Below are 17680 nucleotides of genomic sequence, written 5' to 3'. Positions count from 1 at the left end.
AAATGCGAAGGGATTAAGCATCGATTATAAAGTCTTTTGCGAGCTGCGACTTTTTTAGGCAAAATATTTTAGTGTTGTCGGCTTCATTGTTCCACGTGAAACAATGGAAAAAGGACGCCGAAGCGTCCCTTTTTGGTTCCACGTGAAACAATCTACCAACGGATCCAGGCGTCATATCCCGTCTTGACGATCAATATGGACACTACAACCAGGAACAATTTGCGTACAAAGCCACTGCCATGTTTCATCGCCAGTGCCGTGCCGATGATCGAGCCGGCGATCTGGCAGACAGCCATCATGGCGCCGAGCTGCCAAATCAGGTGGCCGCTGTAGCCGAACCAGACCAGCGCCGACAGGTTGCAGGCAACGTTGACAACCTTGGCTACGGCCGACGCGCCCAAGAAGTCGAAGCCGAATATCCGCACGAACAGGAACACCAGGAAGCTGCCCGTGCCGGGCCCGAAGAAGCCGTCGTAGAAGCCGATGCCCGAACCGATGAGCAGCGCCAGCGTCTGCTCCTTTCGACCGGTGTGAAGTGGGGCGTGTACGCTGCCGAAGTCCTTTTTGGCGAAGGTGTAGATGGCCACAGCGACCAGCACGATCGGCAGGACAGTCCGGAAAAAGTCGGGCGAAACCTTGGTGACGGTGTAGGCGCCGAAGAAGGAGAAGATCAACGCGGCGAAAGCGGCCGGGGCGGCGACCGTCCAGGCGATGGCGACACGGCGCGCGTAGCTGACCGCCGCGACGCTGGTGCCGGCAATGCTGGCCAGCTTGTTGGTACCGATGATCGTGGCCGGCGCCATGTTGGGAAATATCGAAAACATCGCCGGCAGCTGTATCAGTCCCCCGCCCCCGACCACCGCATCCACCAAACCGGCGCTGAACGCCGCCACACCCAACACTGCATACTCGACCATGACCCGCTACCCCGACTGGCAAAAGCCATATTGTACGGAAGAAATTAGCAGGGCACCTGACGCTCCCCTTCCGCCTTCCTGTAAGCTTTCACGTGAAATCCACGACATCACGGACCACAGCCATGAACGATTTCCCATCATTCACCTTCAGCACCGTCGCCCACATCGTCTCCGAACTGGGCGCCGCAAACAGACTGGGCGAGCACATCGCCCAACGCTTCCCGAACGTCCGACGCGCCCTGCTCGTCACCGATCCCGGCTTCCTCAAGACGGGATTGGTCGACGCACCGGCCGCCAGCATGCGAACCGCCGGCATCGACGTCAGCATCTACTCCAACGTCGTCGCCGATCCGCCGGAGCAGATCGTGCTGGAAGCGGTGGCCGCAGCACGCCAACACCGTAGCGACATCGTCATCGGCCTGGGAGGTGGCAGCTCGATGGACGTCGCCAAACTGATCGCCGTACTGGCCAGCAGCGAGCAGCAGATCGGCGCCATCTACGGAATCGGCAACGTCAAGGGCAATCGGCTGCCGCTGGTGCAAATCCCCACCACCGCAGGCACCGGTTCCGAGGTCACCAACATCGCCATCGTCACGACCGGCGCGACCACCAAGATGGGCGTGGTCGCGCCACAGCTGTACGCGGACATGGCGTTGCTGGACGCCGAGCTGACCCTCGGCTTGCCGCCGCAGGTCACAGCCGCGACAGGCATCGACGCCATGGTCCACGCGATCGAGGCCTACACCAGCCGCCAAAAAAAGAATCCGCTGTCCGACATCCTGGCGCGCAAGGCGCTGGGTCTGCTGTCGGCCAACCTGATCCCCGCGTGCGAGAACGGCCGCAACCTGGCCGCGCGTCAGGCCATGCTGCTCGGCGCGATGCTGGCGGGACAGGCCTTCTCCAATGCCCCGGTGGCGGCGGTGCATGCCCTCGCCTACCCGATCGGCGGCACGTTCCACGTGCCACATGGCTTGTCGAATTCGCTGGTGCTACCGCACGTGCTGCGCTTCAACCTGCCGGCGGCGGCCGGCCTGTATGCGGAGTTGGCGGAGATCGTCGTGCCGGAAGCAAGCGGCGGTGTCGAGGCGCGCGCGGAAGCCCTGGTTGTTGCCATGCAACAAATAGCGACCATCACGGGGATAGAGCGGACCTTGCAGCAGGTCGGCATAAAAGAAACGGATCTGGATCAATTGGCGGATGACGCCATGCTCCAGACCCGTCTTCTGGGGAACAACCCCCGCACCGTCACGCGCGACGACGCGAGGGCGATTTACGCGGCAGCGTTGTGAACGCCGCCGCTTTCAACATCAACCTTACTGCGGGACATCCACCGTCGTGCCGCTCACGTTGATCAGGTTGCCCGGCGCGGGCGCTTGCACGAAGGGCGGCAGATTGGCCACGGTCATCGGCGTCGCCGCGTCCGGCCGCGTCACCGTGCGCACCACCTGCGACGGCGGCAAAGGTACGTTCGGGTTGCGCAGGTGGGCCATCATCGCGTCCAGCGCGCGGAACAGGTAGATATGCAACGGCACGATGTTCTGCGGGAAGACGCTGGTGAAGGTGTCGAAGTGGTTGGCGTTCAACACCTCGATGTAGCGTAGTTTGCTGGCGGGCCCCTCGGTCAGCGCATTCAAGCCCAGATACGCGCGAGAGTTGAAGTTCACCACCATCAGCGTGTCGCTACGGCCCGCCGCGATGATCGCCGGCTTGCCATGCAGATTGCCGGTCGCCAGCACCTCGGCGGCGCCTGAGCGCACGCGCGCGCTCTGCTCGGCCAAGGTGCCGGTCAGCGCGTTGCCGTTGACAGGATCGATGCCGGTCGCCAATGCGCGCAGGCACAGGAAACCGTCAAGCGACTGGTCGGCCAGATTGGTGCTTGGCGAGACGCCGACGTTGTACGCCTTCGGTCCGCCCACCGACGCCTCGTAGACCGGCGTGCCGATGATGCCGTTCTGCGTGGCGAAGCTGGCGGCGCGCTGCGCCGGCGTGAACGGCACCGGCGAGCCGGCCGCATCGGTCGGGGCAAACGTAAATCCGCACAGCTGGTCGGTCACCGAGAAGCGGCCGTAGGCATTGGCGTAGGTCACGGCGACCAGCACCGTGGTCAGCGCGTGCGAGGCCTGCAGCACGTCGGAATCCGGCAGCCAGCCGTATGCCCTCAACCGCGCGCGCGCATCCTCTTGCTGCGCAGCGAGATCCGCTCCGGTCAGCAAGCCCTTGGCCACCAGCGCCGTGCAGCGGCCGGGCGCCGCCGCCGTGGAGGCGATGCACGGCTGGTACAGCGCGGCGTAGGTGGAGTAATCGATCAGCCACTTGCCCTGCCCCGCCACCGGCACGCCGTTCTGGCGGATCGAGTACCCGGTGGCGGTGCGCGGCTGGATTTGCGGCTCGTTGGCGGCCACGCCGTCGATCAGGCCCTTCGTATCCTGCTCGGCCGCCAGCAAGGCCGAGGCGGCCCCATTGGAGATGCTGGAGCCGATCGTAATGGTGTTGGTCGGCGTGAAGCGCACCACGTGGTGCGTGTTGTCCCGCGCGTAGCGGCCGTATTGCTCGTTGAGCATGTAGAACGCGAATTCGACTGCCTGCAACGTGTGGTTGCCCCAATCCTTTTCCGGATTCTGTTGCGAGTGGGCGTGCTTGAAGGCGATGCGGCCGGGCTTGGAAGCGGCAAAGGCGGCGCGGTCCGCGTCACTCAATATCGGCGTGAAGTTGGAGTTCCTGGCGGCGGCCGTGCGCGGCGCCCGCGCGCCGTTCTGCAGGTTCACGCTGTCGTCATCGAAGGTGTAGAGGCCGGTGCCGGACCCCTTGTCGCTATAGGCGACCGCGCACTTGTTCTTCAGGCCCCACTCGCCGGACGTGCCGATGGCGCCGTAGACGCCGCGCGAGCCGCTCGACGCGCCCGTGATGATGCAGGGATTGTTGGCGTCGAAGCTGGCCGGTATTTGCACCATCAGCGTGACATTCTTGCTGCCGGTGCCGTCGTCCGCGTAGGCGATGAACTCGCTGCCGGCGATCTTGCCCTCGCCCGTCGTCGGGTTGCCGCTGACGTCGACATTCGGGCCGTACAGCCTGCCGTAACCGGCGGCCGAGCTGATGTCCTGGATGGCCCTGTAATTGGCGTAGATGGCATTGCGGCGCAATTCCGCCGGGGTCGGGTTCAAGGGGTCGGCGTAAGCTGACAGCGCGCCGGCAAGACCGGTCGCCCCCAGGCCGGCGGTCAGCAAATCGTCGCTGACGCCGTCGTAGGTTTTGGCGGTGATGGTGCCGAGAAAACTCGGACGTTCATTGATGATTTCGGGCTCATCGTGGTGATGGCCACAAGCGGTCAGTGCGATGCCGGCCAGCGCCAGCGTGATTTTCTTGGTATGCATGTCATCCTCTTCTTCCAGTAAGACTCAAAGCAACAGACGGACTACCCCCAATCCAGCCCAAGGCCGGATAAAAAAATTTACTCTCGATTTGAAAAGGACGCCGGGCAGAACGCCCGGCGTCTGTGCTAGATCATGCAGGCTTCTTATTGCCGAGCTTGGCGACGATTTCGCCGATGATTCCGCGGCGGAATAACAACACGCAAACGATGAAGATCAGGCCGATCACCATGGTGACGGCTTCGCCGATGGTGTTGAACCATTCGATGCCGGTGACCCGGGTCAGGTAGATGCCCCAGTCGCCCAGTTTGTTCTCCAGCATGATAATGATCACCGCGCCGAGGATCGGACCGGCCAGGGTGCCCATGCCGCCCACCAGGGTCATCAGGATCACCAGGCCCGACATGGTCCAGTGGACGTCGGTCAGGGTCTCGAAGCCCTGCACCAGCACCTTGGTGGAGCCCGCCAAGCCCGCCAGCGCGGCCGACAGCACGAAGGCCAGCAGCTTGTACTTGTCGACGTCGTAGCCCAGCGAGACGGCGCGCGGTTCGTTCTCCTTGATCGCCTTGAGCACCTGGCCGAACGGCGAGTGGACGATGCGTACGATCAGCGCGAACGCCAGCACGGCGATGGCCAGCACGAAGAAGTACAGCGCGGTGTCGTTGGACAGGTCGACCACGCCGAGCAGCTTTCCACGTGGAACACCTTGCAGGCCGTCCTCGCCGCCGGTGAACTCGCCGGCGCTGAGGGCGCCGAAGAACACCATCTGCGCCAGCGCCAGGGTGATCATCGAGAAGTAGATGCCCTGGCGGCGGATCGCCAGCCCGCCCATCACCAAGCCCAGCAAGGCGGCGCCGACGACGCCGGCCAGGATGCCGAGCTCGGTCGGCAAACCCCAGACCTTGAGCGCGTTGCCGGCCACATAGCCGGCGCCGCCGAAGAAGGCCGCATGGCCGAACGACAGCAGGCCGGTGAAGCCGATCAGCAAGTTAAAGGCGCAGGCGAACAGCACAAAGCACAGCAGTTTTGCGAGGAACACCGGGTAGCCGACAAACGGCGCCGCGAGGGCGATCGCCAATGCGATCGTATAACCAATTTTCTTGTCCATCGTCCCCTCCTATTTTTCTTTACCGAACAAGCCAGCGGGACGGATCAGCAGCACGACGACCATCACGAGAAACACCACCGTCGATGAAAACGGCGCGTACACAACCTTGGTCAAGCCCTCGATCACCCCCAGGCCCAGGCCGGTGAGGATCGAACCCATGATCGACCCCATGCCCCCGATCACCACAACGGCGAATACGACGATAATCAGGTTCTGACCCATCAGGGGCTGCACCTGGATGATCGGGGCCGCCAGCACCCCTGCAAAGCCCGCCAAAGCGACGCCGAAGCCATAGGTGAGCGTGACCATCAGCGGAACGTTGATGCCGAACGCCTCCACCAGCTTCGGATTCTCGGTGCCGGCGCGCAAATAGGCGCCAAGTTTGGTCTTTTCGATGACGTACCAGGTGGCCAGGCAGACCACTACGGACGCCACCACCACCCAGGCGCGGTAATTCGGCATCACCATAAAACCGAGATCGGTCGCGCCGGCCAGCGCATCGGGCACCTGGAACGGTTGGCCCGAGACGCCGTAGAAGGAGCGGAACACGCCTTCCACCAGCAAGGTGATGCCGAAGGTCAGCAGCAAGCCATACAGATGGTCGAGCTTGTACAGATGGCGCAGCATGGTTTTTTCGATAACGATGCCGAACACGCCGATGATCAGCGGCGCCAGCAGCAGCATGGTCCAGTAGTTCAGACCAAAATAAGTCATCCCCATCCAAGCCACGAACGCGCCCATCATGTACAGGGCGCCGTGGGAAAAGTTAATCACGTTGAGAAGGCCAAAGATGACGGCCAGGCCGAGTGACAGCATCGCGTAGAACGAGCCGTTCACCAGCCCCAGCAGCAGCTGGCTCATCCATACGCTCAAGGGATAGCCGAAAATTTCCATGAGATCACAGTCTAAAGAGCACCTGGCCGGACGGCGAGGCGGAATAAGAGGACAAAGACAAGAACAAAGGCAAACACAAGGAACGGACCGGCGCCACGCCACGCGGAGTGGCGCCGCGCCGGCCCTGTGCACAACTCAGCTTATTTCCACAGGCTGCATTTGGTTTCGGCCTTGGTGGCGTACGCCTGGTCGCCCGGAATGGTGGCCACGACCTTGTAGTAATCCCAAGGATATTTCGATTCCGAAGGCTTCTTCACTTCCATCAGGTACATGTCGTGGACCATCCGGCCGTCCGGACGGATCACGCCGTTTTTGGTGAACATGTCGTTGATCTTGTTGGCCTTCAGATGGGCCATGACTTTGTCGGCGTCGTCGGTACCCACGGCCTTGACCGCTTTCAGGTAGTTGGCGGCGGCCGAGTAGTCGGCCGCCTGCAGCATCGACGGCGACTTCTTCATCTTGGCGAAGTAGCGCTTCGACCAATCGCGCGTTTCCTGGTTCTGGTCCCAGTACCAGCCGTCGGTCAGGTACATGCCCTGCGTCAGGTTCAGGCCCAGCGAGTGGATGTCGTTAATGAAGATCAGCAAGCCGGCCAGTTTCATCTTCTTGGTGATGCCGAACTCGTTGGCGGCCTTGATCGAGTTGATCGCGTCGCCGCCGGCGTTGGCCAGGCCGAGGATCTGCGCGCCCGACGACTGCGCCTGCAGCAGGAAGGACGAGAAGTCCGACGCCGACAATGGATGTTTGACCGAACCCATCACCTTGCCGCCGGCGGCCTTGACCACATCGGCCGTGTCCTTCTCCAGCGACTGGCCGAACGCATAGTCGGCGGTCATGAAGTACCAGCTCTTGCCGCCCTGCTTGACGATGGCCCCGCCGGTGCCGCGCGCCAGCGCGATGGTGTCGTAGGCGTAGTGCACGGTGTAAGGCGTGCACTCCTCGTTGGTCAGGCGGGCCGAGCCGGCGCCGATCGAGATAAAGACCTTTTTCTTTTCCGCGGCGACCTTGGCCATGGCCAGGTTGGCGCCGGAGTTGGTGCCGCCGATCAGCATGTCGACGCCCTGCTGGTCGAACCATTCGCGCGCCTTGGAGGCGGCGATGTCGGCCTTGTTCTGGTGGTCGGCGGAGATGAACTCCACCTTCTTGCCGGCGATGACAACGCCGGCGTCCGCGATCGCCATTTTGATCGCCTCGGCGCCGCCGGCGCCGTCGATATCCGTGTACAGGCCGGACATGTCGGTGATCATGCCGATCTTGATGGTGTCGCCGGACACTTGCGCTTGCGCGGCGAAGGACAGCCCCAGCGCGCAGATGGCAGTGGCGGCAATGGTGATAGCTTTGAGTTTCATTTTGTCTCCGTTCGAATAGTCGTGATTTAGATTTGTATGGTCACAGAACGATGAAGTAAATATCTACACGCCAAGCAGCTCGGTCAGCACCGGCATCTTGTCGCTCAGTTCCGATGAAACAAAGGTCTCGACGATCTGCCCGTGTTCCATCACATAAAACCGATCCGCCAGCGGCGCGGCGAACCGGAAATTCTGTTCCACCATGACGATGGTGTAGCCCTTCGATTTCAGGGTGGTGATCATGCGCGCCAGGCCTTGCACGATGACGGGCGCCAGGCCCTCCGAAATTTCATCGAGCAGCAACAGGCGCGCGCCGGTGCGCAGGATGCGCGCCACCGCCAGCATCTGCTGCTCGCCTCCCGACAGGCGGGTTCCCTGGCTGTGCTTGCGCTCTTCCAGGTTGGGAAACATCGTGTAGATTTCCTTGATCGACATCCCCTTCTCGCCGGTCGACAACTGCGGCGGCAGCAGCAGGTTTTCCTCGGTCGACAGCGAGGCGAAAATGCCACGCTCCTCGGGGCAGTAACCAACGCCAAGGTGGGCGATTTTGTGCGTCGGCAAACCGATCGCCTCGACACCGTTGATCTTGATCGAGCCCTTGCGCGCGCCGGTCAGTCCCATCACGGCGCGCAAGGTGGTGGTGCGGCCGGCGCCGTTGCGGCCCAGCAGTGTGACCACTTCGCCAGGCTGCACCGTCAGGTTGACGTCGTGCAGGATGTGCGATTCGCCGTACCAGGTTTGCAGGTTGGAGATTTGCAGGGCGGCCGTCATCAATGGGCTCCTTCCAGCTCGGCGGCTTCGGTGCCCATGTACGCTTCCATTACTTGCGCGTTGCGCGAGACCTCGGCGTAGGTGCCCTCGGCCAGCATGGCGCCGCGCTGCAACACGGAGATCTTGTCGCAGATGCCGGACACGACTTTCATGTTGTGTTCGACCATCAAAATGGTGCGGCCGGCCGACACTTTTTTGATGAGGTCGGTTACGCGGTGCACGTCCTCGTGGCCCATGCCCTGCGTCGGTTCATCGAGCAGCATCAGCTCCGGCTCCATCGCCAACGTGGTGGCGATCTCCAAAGCGCGCTTGCGCCCGTAAGGCATATCGACGGTGACGGTGTCGGCGAACTCGGTCAGATCGACCTCGGCCAGCAACTGCATCGCGCGATCGTTGAGCTTGTTTAACGCGCGTTCACTTTGCCAGAAATGGAAGCTGGTCCCAAGCTGGCGCTGCAATCCGATGCGGACATTCTGCAGCACCGTCAGATGCGGAAACACCGCCGAAATCTGAAACGAACGAATCACACCCATGCGGGCGATCTGGGCCGGCTTGGCGGAGGTAATGTCTTTTTCGTTGAACAGAATCTGGCCCGAAGTCGGCACCAGAAATTTGGTAAGCAAATTAAAACATGTGGTTTTACCGGCGCCGTTGGGGCCGATCAGCGCGTGGATATGACCGCGCTGGACTTTCAAATTGACATCGTTGACCGCAGTAAAACCTCTGAACTGCTTGGTCAAGTTCTTCGTTTCCAAGATAACACCGGACATCCTGTCTCCCTTGCTTTTATGGTTCAAGGTACAAATTTTTTTTAGATCATACAGAGTAAAAAATTAGCTAACAATACAGTATAACTACTACTTACTTTTGATCTAACGCTAACTAGCGGTCTCATCATTTCCAGGCTGAACGGATCATTTCTGAAGCTTTTTCGGCGATCATGATGGTGGGAGAATTAGTATTTCCGGATGTGATAAAGGGCATGATGGATGCGTCCACAACGCGCAGACCGGCGACGCCGATGACACGCAATTCGCTATCGACGACAGCGGTGGGATCGTCGGCGCGACCCATCTTGCAGGTGCCGACCGGATGGAAGATGGTGGTGCCGATATGGCCCGCCGCCTCCGCGAGCTCTTCCTCGGTGCGGTAGTGGATGCCGGGCTTGTATTCCTCGGGCGCGAACTTGTTCAGCGCGGGCGACGCGACGATCTGGCGCGTCAACGTCAGCGCCGCCGCCGCCACCTTGCGGTCCTCGGCGGTGCTCAAATACATCGGCGAAATCTTGGGAGGGGCGTACGAATCGGCGCCGGCGATGTGCACGTGGCCGCGCGATGTCGGACGCAGGTTGCACACGCTGGCGGTGAACGCGGGGAAGGCGTGCAAAGGGTCGCCGAATTTTTCCAGCGACAAAGGCTGCACATGGTACTGAAGATTGGGAGTCGGCTGATTGGCATCGGAGCGCGCGAACGCGCCCAGCTGCGACGGCGCCATCGACATCGGCCCACTCTGGAACATCGCATACTCCAGGCCGATTTTCATTTTGCCGAACCAGTTGGAGGCCATCGTGTTCAAGGTGCGGGCGCCGCCGCCGAGCTTGTAGATCATGCGCAGTTGCAGATGGTCCTGCAGGTTTTCTCCGACGCCCGGCAGATCGGCCAGCGGCGCGATACCGTGATGAAGCAGCTTCGCGGCCGAGCCGATTCCGGAGCACTGCAAAATCTGCGGCGAACCAACGGCGCCAGCGGCCAGAATGGTTTCTTTCGCGGCCATCGCTTGATATTTGGCGCCGCCGCCGGTGAAAATCACGCCTTTGCACACGGGTCCCTGGTCGGTCATTTCGATCTGCAAGCGTTCCACGTGGCAGCCGGTCATGACGGTCAGATTCGGGCGGCCGGACACCGGCTTCAGAAAAGCTTTCGCCGTGTTCCAGCGGATGCCGCGTTTTTGATTGACGTCGAAATAGCCGCAGCCGGCGTTGTCGCCGCGATTGAAATCGTCGACCTTGGCGATGCCGGTTTGTTCGGCCGCGTCGCGGAATGCGTCCAGTATCTGCCAGGACAGGCGCTGCTTTTCCACGCGCCACGGACCGCCGGCGCCGTGATCTTCGGACGCGCCACCGTGATAATCCTCGCTCTTTTTAAATAGCGGCAGCACCGCGTCCCAGCGCCAGCTGGTGTCGCCGGTCAGCTCGGCCCAGCGGTCGTAGTCTTGCGCCTGGCCGCGCATGTAAATCATGCCGTTGATGGAGGAACTTCCACCGAGTACTTTGCCGCGCGGGTAAAGCAGGCTGCGTCCGTTGAGGCCGGCGTCGGCCTCGGTGCGGAACATCCAGTCGGTACGGGGATTGTCGATGCAATGCAGATAGCCAACCGGGATGTGTATCCATACATAATCGTCCCTGCCGCCGGCCTCGATCAGCAGGACATCGACGTTTCTATCCGCGCTTAAACGGTTTGCCAAAACGCAGCCAGCCGAGCCTGCCCCAATGATGATGTAATCGTAGTCGCCTGCTGATTCCAAAAACTGCTCCTCCAAGGATGACTCGGTATGCCGGGGCGTTTTACGCTCTCTCGGCGGTCCCTTAGTCTACGCTGCGTTCATCTCCGATAGCAATGTTTCAACAAGCTTGGCGGCAGGCATCGGCCTGGCGCGGGCGACACCGGTGCCGCACCACAGCGACATCAATTCAGTATCGCCGCGCTTGGCCGCTTCCGCGCGGATCGGCGAGGTTAGCGCGTTTTGTACGGGATATGCAGGCAATTGGGCTTCCACGGGCTCCAGCTCACGCATCAGGCGGTTCACCAATCCGCGCGCGTAGCGGCCGGAAAAAGTGCGCGTCAGGCGTGTCGGATGGTCGCCGGCGGTTAACAGGCGTTGTTTGTAGTGTGGATTAATTGCCGATTCGTCGGTTACCAGGAACGCGGTGCCCATCTGTACCGCCTGCGCGCCCGCGTCCAGCGCCCGCTTGATGTCGGCGCCGTCCATGATGCCGCCGGCGGCGATGACCGGAATATCCACCGCTGCCACTATTTTCGGCAGCAGCTCGAACGTTTTCAATGTCGCGTCTTCCTGCGCGCCGATGAAGGTGCCGCGATGGCCGCCCGACTCGGTGCCGGAAGCGATCACCGCATCGGCGCCCCTGCTCTGCCATTCGATGGCTTCCTGGGCATGGGTGATTGTGCCGATCGCGAGAATGCCTGCGTCGTGCAAACGCTGGATTTGGTCAGCGCTCAAGATGCCGAAAGTGAAGCTGGCGACAGCCGGGCGCAATTCGATCAGCGCCTCAAACTGGGCCGTGAAGTCTTCGCACCACTTGCTCGGCGTGGGTAACTCGGTCCAACCCAGCGAAGACCAGAGTGGTTTCAGCCATTCTGTGGCTTGGGCGATCTCGGCCGGGTCAGGCTGTGGAGTCTCCAGGACAAAGAAGTTGAGGCAAAAGGGCTTGTTCGTCAACGCACGGATTTGCGCGGTTTGTTCGCGGATCGCGGCTGGAGAAAGTAAGGAGCACGCCATCGAACCGAGTGCACCGGCATTGGAGACAGCGGCGACTTGGGCCGGGGTGTTGGGACCGCCAGCGGTCGGCCCCTGAACGATTGGATGGGGGAAGACGGATGTCAGATTCATCATATTTCTCACTTAAAGGCCCACTTACCCCTGTGGATAAGTCTATGGATATCCACAGGCACGATATGTGAGTAAACAAAAAATTTCTGAGGAGCTGTTTTCTTATCCCAAAACAGTTCTTTTGTCATACACGGCTTACGAGCCTGCTTATGAAGTTCGTAAACGCCTGATTCTAATCCAAAATGAGGACTTATCCACAGAAAAGTGTCTACGTTAACAACTACTACTATTTTTATATATACATCTTTAGAGTAAACCATAGTTCACGCGGCTCGAAGAAAACCCAAGAACCAAGGCGCAAGCGCCTGAAGACCATGGGTCAAAAAAGAAGTCGCAAAAATGGGAAAAGTGATTGCATGTAGCTGAAGACATGCAAAACAAAAGATTGCTCTGTAGACACGTAGGGCGGATTAGACCGAAGGTCGTAATCCGCCATCGATGCGCCGTCGATGCCTTTGGCGCGGTGACCGTCGTTGATGTTGCTGAAAAGCTCAGGAAACCCTGCAAAACCGTGCTGCCTGTGCATAACTTACTGGATATCCACAGGATGAGTTGTGAGTAAGCACGAAGTTATCCAAGGGCCGACATTTTATACAGAATTGCTCCGTAAATGTTACAGCGCTTATGCAAGTGCTTATCTTTCGCGTAAACCAATGATTCGTAAACGTATACAGAACTTATCCACAGCTAAATGTCCGTTTACTACTACTACTATTTTTTATATATATCTTTGTAAACTACTAAACCATGAAAAGCGAAAAACACTCCGAAAACCGAAAAAACCGCAGATTTCCGACGAAATCTGAGGCCCTCTTCGTGGGCAAAGACCCGTTTACACGGCAAAAAACGCCTTAAAATCGATCGTTTTTAGCTTCGCACTGTGGAGAACTCGCTGGAAGTCCACAGCCCACCCTCGAAAAACAGGAAAAAGATATGCGTCTAGGCATCATTAGTGCGTTGGCTGAAGAACAGCATGGGCTGATAGAAGCCCTTCAGAGCCCCTACAAGCACGTCCATGGTATGAGGGAGTACACGACAGGGACACTCTGGGAAATCGACGCTGTGTGCGTTCTGTCGCGTATAGGCAAGGTTGCAGCAGCAATGACAGCCGCAATCCTTGTGGAAAAGTTCGGAGTTACCCACATCGTCTTCACCGGCGTCGCCGGAAGCGGGGATAAAAACGTCAAGGTGGGCGATATCGTCGTCGCGGAAGCGCTGGTTCAGCATGATTTCGACGCCAGCCCGCTGTTTCCAAAATTTGAAATACCGCTGACAGGACTATCGCACTTCGCCACCGACGTCGCATTGACGGAAAGATTGGCAATCGCAGCGGCCAAAACCACGCGTGTGCATCGCGGATTGATCGCCAGTGGCGACCAGTTCATCGGAAAACTGGCGCAAATCCAAGCCATCAAAGCGGCGTTGCCTGAATTACTGGCAGTGGAAATGGAAGGCGCAGCTGTCGCGCAAGTGTGTTTCGAGCTTGGCATTCCGTTCGCGGTGATCCGAACGATCTCCGACAACGCCAACGACGACGCCGCCGTCGACTTCATGCATTTCATCAAAACGGTAGCATCGCGCTACGCGTTCGAGGTTATCCACAACTTCTGCAAGCAGTAAAAGCAACTCCGGGGTCAGGTCCACCATTTCTACACGGACTTAGCCGTAGCTGCCCTGGAGCGGCCATTTGGGCCACTTAAACCTGAGCTCGTGTAGAAATGGTGGACCTGACCCCGGATGTATGACCCCGGATGTAAAAAGGGCCGGGTTTGATCCCGGCCCTTGGCGTTGACAGCTGGTTTTTCTTACGCTTCGAGCGTCATCAGGCTGGCGTTGCCGCCCGCAGCGGTCGTGTTGACGCACAGAGCGCGCTCAGCAAGCAAACGCCACAGTGGGATAGCCCCGTCCTCGTTGGTGTCGATCAGGCTCACCAGGGCGCCGCTACGGGCCGCCAATGGGCTGTACAGGCTGCCGGCCAGCATCGATTCAACCAGGGCGATCTGGAAATCGCCTTCGAAACCGTTTAAATCGGCAACTGGCTTGATCCGGTCCCTCACCGTGGCCGGCAGATCGGCTGGCACCAGCTTGGCCGTGTCGCCGGCGAGCAAGGCGATATTTCCCGTGGCGAGGACTGCGGCCAGCTGGTTCAGCAGGCCGTCCTGGGTGCCTGCGGCGCACACCACCGCGCCACGCGGCACCAGCGCCAGCGTGTTGCGCTCGCCGGTCGGACCTGGCAAGGCGGTCAGGCTGCCCAGCATGGTCGTGCGGCTGTACTGATCGGCCAGCTTGGCGATGCCGTCGCGGCCGTGCTTTTGCGCCCAGGCGGTCAGGGCGTCAAGTGCCGGCGTCGCTTGGCGGTCGTGGCGGTGCTGCGGCGTGGCAGTTTCGCCGCGCTGCAGGCGTTTCAGGTATAGAGGTCCGCCCGCTTTCGGGCCGGTGCCGGATTTGCCTTCGCCACCGAAGGGCTGCACACCGACAACCGCGCCGACGATGTTGCGGTTCACGTAGATATTGCCGACATGCGCATTCGAGCTGATGTAGTCGATCGTTTCATCGATGCGCGAGTGCACGCCCAGGGTCAGGCCAAAGCCGCTGTCGTTGATTTGCTGGACCAGTTTCGGCAGATCGGCGCGCTTGTAGCGGATCACGTGCAGCACCGGGCCGAAGACTTCTTGCGTCAATTCCGACAGCGAACGGATCTCCAGCACCGTCGGCGGAACAAAAGTGCCGGCGGTAATCACGCTCGATGGCAGATCCAGCGAGAAGTAGTTCAACGCCGTGCCCTTGAGCTTGTTGATGTGCGCCAGCAGGTTTTGCTGCGCTTCGGCATCGATGACGGGGCCGATATCGGTGACCAGGCGGTCCGGGCAGCCAACTTTCAACTCCAGCATCGCGCCTTTGAGCATTTTGATGGTCTTGTCGGCGATATCTTCCTGCAGGAACAGTACGCGCAGCGCCGAGCAACGCTGGCCGGCGCTGTCGAAGGCGGACGAAATCGCATCCTGCACTACTTGTTCCGGCAACGCCGACGAGTCGACGATCATCGCGTTCTGGCCACCGGTCTCGGCGATCAGCGGAATCTCGATGTTTTCGGCGGCCGCACGTTTGGCCAGGGTGCGGTTGATCAGCTGGGCAACTTCCGTCGAGCCGGTGAAAATCACGCCTTTGACACGCGGATCGGCGGTCAGCGCGGCGCCGACCACTTCGCCGCGGCCCGGGAGGAATTGCAGCGCGGCGCGCGGAATGCCCGCTTCGTGCAATAACTCGACCGCGCGGTGCGCGATCAGCGGCGTTTGCTCGGCCGGTTTGGCCAGCACCACATTGCCGGCAGCCAGCGAGGCGGCGACCTGGCCGGTGAAAATGGCCAGCGGGAAGTTCCACGGGCTGATGCACGTGACCGGACCCAGCGCCAGGGTATTCGTCGAACCGGCGACCTCGGCCGCGTAATAACGCAGGAAATCGACCGCTTCGCGCAGTTCTGCGATGGCGTTCGGCAGCGATTTACCGGCTTCGCGGATGGCCAGGGTCATCAGCTCCATGGCATTCGCTTCGAACAGGTCGGCGGCGCGGTTCAGCGCTGCGGCGCGTTGCGAAGGTTCGGTGGTCTGCCAGTCCATCGCGAAATTGCTGGCGCTGATCAGCGCGCTGTCGACGTCGGTGGTGGTTGCTTCGACCAGCTTGCCGACAACATCGCTGTGTTGGGCCGGGTTGCTGACATCCTGCACCGGCTGGCCGACGCTGACGCCGCCCGCCAGCAGCGGCGATGCGTACCAGGTCCGAGGCTCAGCCAAGGCTGCTGAAATATTGCGCAACACGTCCTCGTTGGCCAGGTCGAAGCCGGCCGAGTTCTTGCGTTCCGCGCCAAACATGGCTTGCGGCAGCGGAATACCGGCGTGCGGTTGACCGCCCTGCTCGCGCGCCATGGCGATCGGGTCCTTGATCAGCGATTCGATCGGAATCGCCTCGTCGACGATCTGGTTGACGAACGACGAGTTGGCACCGTTCTCGAGCAGGCGGCGCACCAGGTAAGCCAGCAAGGTTTCATGGGTGCCGACCGGCGCATAAATGCGGCACGGCTTGTCCAAATTGTCCTTGCCCACAACCTGGTCGTACAGCGATTCGCCCATGCCGTGCAGGCACTGGAATTCGTAGTCGGTCACGCCGTCGCGCTTGGCCCAGGTGTAGATGGTCGACAAGGTTTGCGCGTTGTGCGTGGCGAACTGTGGATAGATCACGTCGGTCGCGGCCAGCAGCTTTTGTGCGCACACCAGATAGGAAACGTCGGTGTAGACCTTGCGTGTGTAGACCGGGTAGCCGCTCATGCCGTCCACCTGGGCGCGCTTGATCTCGGCATCCCAATAAGCGCCCTTGACCAGGCGAACCATGAATTTGCGGCCGCTGCGCTTGGCCAGGTCGATCAGGAAATCGATCGCGAACGGGCAGCGCTTCTGATACGCCTGCACGACGAAGCCGATGCCTTCGAATCCGGCCAGTTCCGGGTCGTAAGCCAGCGCCTCCATCAGGTCCAGCGACAACTCCAGGCGATCGGCCTCTTCCGCATCGATGTTCAGGCCGATGTTGTAGTGCTTGGCCAGCAGTACCAGTTGACGCATACGCGGCAGCAATTCCTCCATCACGCGGGCGCGCTGCGCTCTGCTGTAACGCGGGTGCAGCGCCGACAGTTTGACCGAAATGCCGGGACCGTTTTTGATGCCGCGGCCGTTCGAAGCCTTGCCGATCGCGTGGATCGCCGTCTCGTACGAGGCATAGTAGTTCTTGGCGTCGGCTTCGGTCAGCGCCGCCTCGCCCAGCATGTCATAGGAATAACGGTAGCCGCGCGCTTCGTTGCCCTGGCCGTTCTTGATGGCCTCGTCGATGGTCTGGCCGGTGACGAATTGATTGCCCAGCATGCGCATCGCCAGATCGACGCCTTTGCGGATCAGCGGCTCGCCGCCCTTGGAAATGAGCTTGGTCAGCGCCGAACCGAGGCCGGTTTCGCTGTTGGTGCTGACCAGTTTGCCGGTGATCAGCAGGCCCCACGTGGCAGCGTTGACGAACAGCGAGGGCGACTCGCCCAGGTGCTTGCGCCAGTCGCCTTTGCTGATTTTGTCGGCGATCAGGCGGTCGGCGGTGGCATTGTCGGGAATACGCAACAGTGCTTCGGCCAGGCACATCAGCGCCACGCCTTCTTCCGACGACAGCGAAAACTCGTGCATCAGCGCATCGACACCGGAGGCGCGGGTGCGCTGTTCGCGCACCGAGCTGACCAGTTTATGCGCCAGTTGCTGGGCTTTTTGCAGACTGTCGGCGTCGTTCTTTTTGATCTGATCCAACAACCACTGAACCGCGCTCACTTCGTCGCGCCGGTAGGCCGCCGTCACTGCTGCGCGCAATGGAATCGGGTCGCGCAGGATTTCTGCTTGTAACGCTGCGAAGGGGGTAAAAATGGTCGGATCTGCTGCTTGCATGAATGGCTCTCGGAATAGAAATGTAGGAGCGTCCACTTACAAAAACACGCTCTGCAAGCGGGTAGCTTGAGAGCGTGAATTGAGGTTGAATCGTGGTCTCGAATCGTGAACTGCTGATGATTCGATTGTAAAGTGAATTCTTCTGGATTAATTCTGGTATTACAGGGGGCTAGCAATA

The 17680-nt window shown here is 60.5% G+C and carries 12 protein-coding genes; 2 read left to right on the top strand and 10 right to left on the bottom strand.

Annotation, left to right across the window (positions count from 1 at the left end):
- Nucleotides 1-152: 152 nt before the first annotated feature.
- Nucleotides 153-917 carry a TSUP family transporter gene (locus NHH73_01745; GenBank protein USX27049.1) on the bottom strand — a complete coding sequence of 255 codons (765 nt, stop codon included), beginning with the start codon at nt 915-917 and terminating at the stop codon, nt 153-155.
- A 122-nt stretch (nt 918-1039) separates the two neighbouring features.
- Between NHH73_01745 and NHH73_01740 the strand changes: the two genes are divergently transcribed.
- A complete protein-coding gene (locus NHH73_01740; GenBank protein ID USX27048.1) occupies nt 1040-2206 on the top strand; it encodes an iron-containing alcohol dehydrogenase in 1167 nt (388 codons plus the stop codon).
- 24 nt (nt 2207-2230) lie between these two features.
- Here the strand turns inward: NHH73_01740 and NHH73_01735 are convergent, their stop codons facing one another.
- The 8 genes from NHH73_01735 to NHH73_01700 form a co-directional block, all read right to left on the bottom strand.
- Complete coding sequence (locus NHH73_01735) at nt 2231-4288, bottom strand: D-(-)-3-hydroxybutyrate oligomer hydrolase (protein ID USX27047.1); 2058 nt, start codon at nt 4286-4288, stop codon at nt 2231-2233.
- 130 nt (nt 4289-4418) lie between these two features.
- Nucleotides 4419-5393 carry a branched-chain amino acid ABC transporter permease gene (locus tag NHH73_01730; protein ID USX27046.1) on the bottom strand — a complete coding sequence of 325 codons (975 nt, stop codon included), beginning with the start codon at nt 5391-5393 and terminating at the stop codon, nt 4419-4421.
- A gap of 9 nt (nt 5394-5402) precedes the next feature.
- A complete protein-coding gene (locus tag NHH73_01725) occupies nt 5403-6287 on the bottom strand; it encodes a branched-chain amino acid ABC transporter permease (GenBank protein USX27045.1) in 885 nt (294 codons plus the stop codon).
- Between the two features lie 140 nt (nt 6288-6427).
- Nucleotides 6428-7636 carry an ABC transporter substrate-binding protein gene (locus tag NHH73_01720; protein ID USX27044.1) on the bottom strand — a complete coding sequence of 403 codons (1209 nt, stop codon included), beginning with the start codon at nt 7634-7636 and terminating at the stop codon, nt 6428-6430.
- Between the two features lie 63 nt (nt 7637-7699).
- Complete coding sequence (locus tag NHH73_01715) at nt 7700-8407, bottom strand: ABC transporter ATP-binding protein (GenBank protein USX27043.1); 708 nt, start codon at nt 8405-8407, stop codon at nt 7700-7702.
- Nucleotides 8407-9177, bottom strand: coding sequence for an ABC transporter ATP-binding protein (locus NHH73_01710; protein USX29763.1), 771 nt, complete (start codon nt 9175-9177; stop codon nt 8407-8409). Before NHH73_01710 ends, NHH73_01715 begins: the two co-directional genes overlap by 1 nt.
- A 124-nt stretch (nt 9178-9301) precedes the next feature.
- Nucleotides 9302-10930 carry a GMC family oxidoreductase N-terminal domain-containing protein gene (locus tag NHH73_01705; GenBank protein ID USX27042.1) on the bottom strand — a complete coding sequence of 543 codons (1629 nt, stop codon included), beginning with the start codon at nt 10928-10930 and terminating at the stop codon, nt 9302-9304.
- A 66-nt stretch (nt 10931-10996) separates the two neighbouring features.
- The gene (locus NHH73_01700; protein USX29762.1) at nt 10997-12034 is read right to left on the bottom strand and encodes a nitronate monooxygenase; all 1038 of its coding nucleotides are present in this window, start codon (nt 12032-12034) and stop codon (nt 10997-10999) included.
- Between the two features lie 933 nt (nt 12035-12967).
- Between NHH73_01700 and NHH73_01695 the strand changes: the two genes are divergently transcribed.
- Nucleotides 12968-13654, top strand: coding sequence for a 5'-methylthioadenosine/adenosylhomocysteine nucleosidase (locus NHH73_01695; GenBank protein USX27041.1), 687 nt, complete (start codon nt 12968-12970; stop codon nt 13652-13654).
- Nucleotides 13655-13839: 185 nt separating this feature from the next.
- Here NHH73_01695 and putA read toward each other — a convergent pair whose 3' ends face one another.
- Complete coding sequence (putA, locus tag NHH73_01690; protein ID USX27040.1) at nt 13840-17502, bottom strand: trifunctional transcriptional regulator/proline dehydrogenase/L-glutamate gamma-semialdehyde dehydrogenase; 3663 nt, start codon at nt 17500-17502, stop codon at nt 13840-13842.
- Nucleotides 17503-17680: the final 178 nt, after the last annotated feature.

Source organism: Oxalobacteraceae bacterium OTU3CINTB1, from assembly GCA_024123955.1.
GTDB lineage: Bacteria > Pseudomonadota > Gammaproteobacteria > Burkholderiales > Burkholderiaceae_D > Rugamonas.
This window is presented reverse-complemented; position numbering and strand designations above follow the sequence as displayed.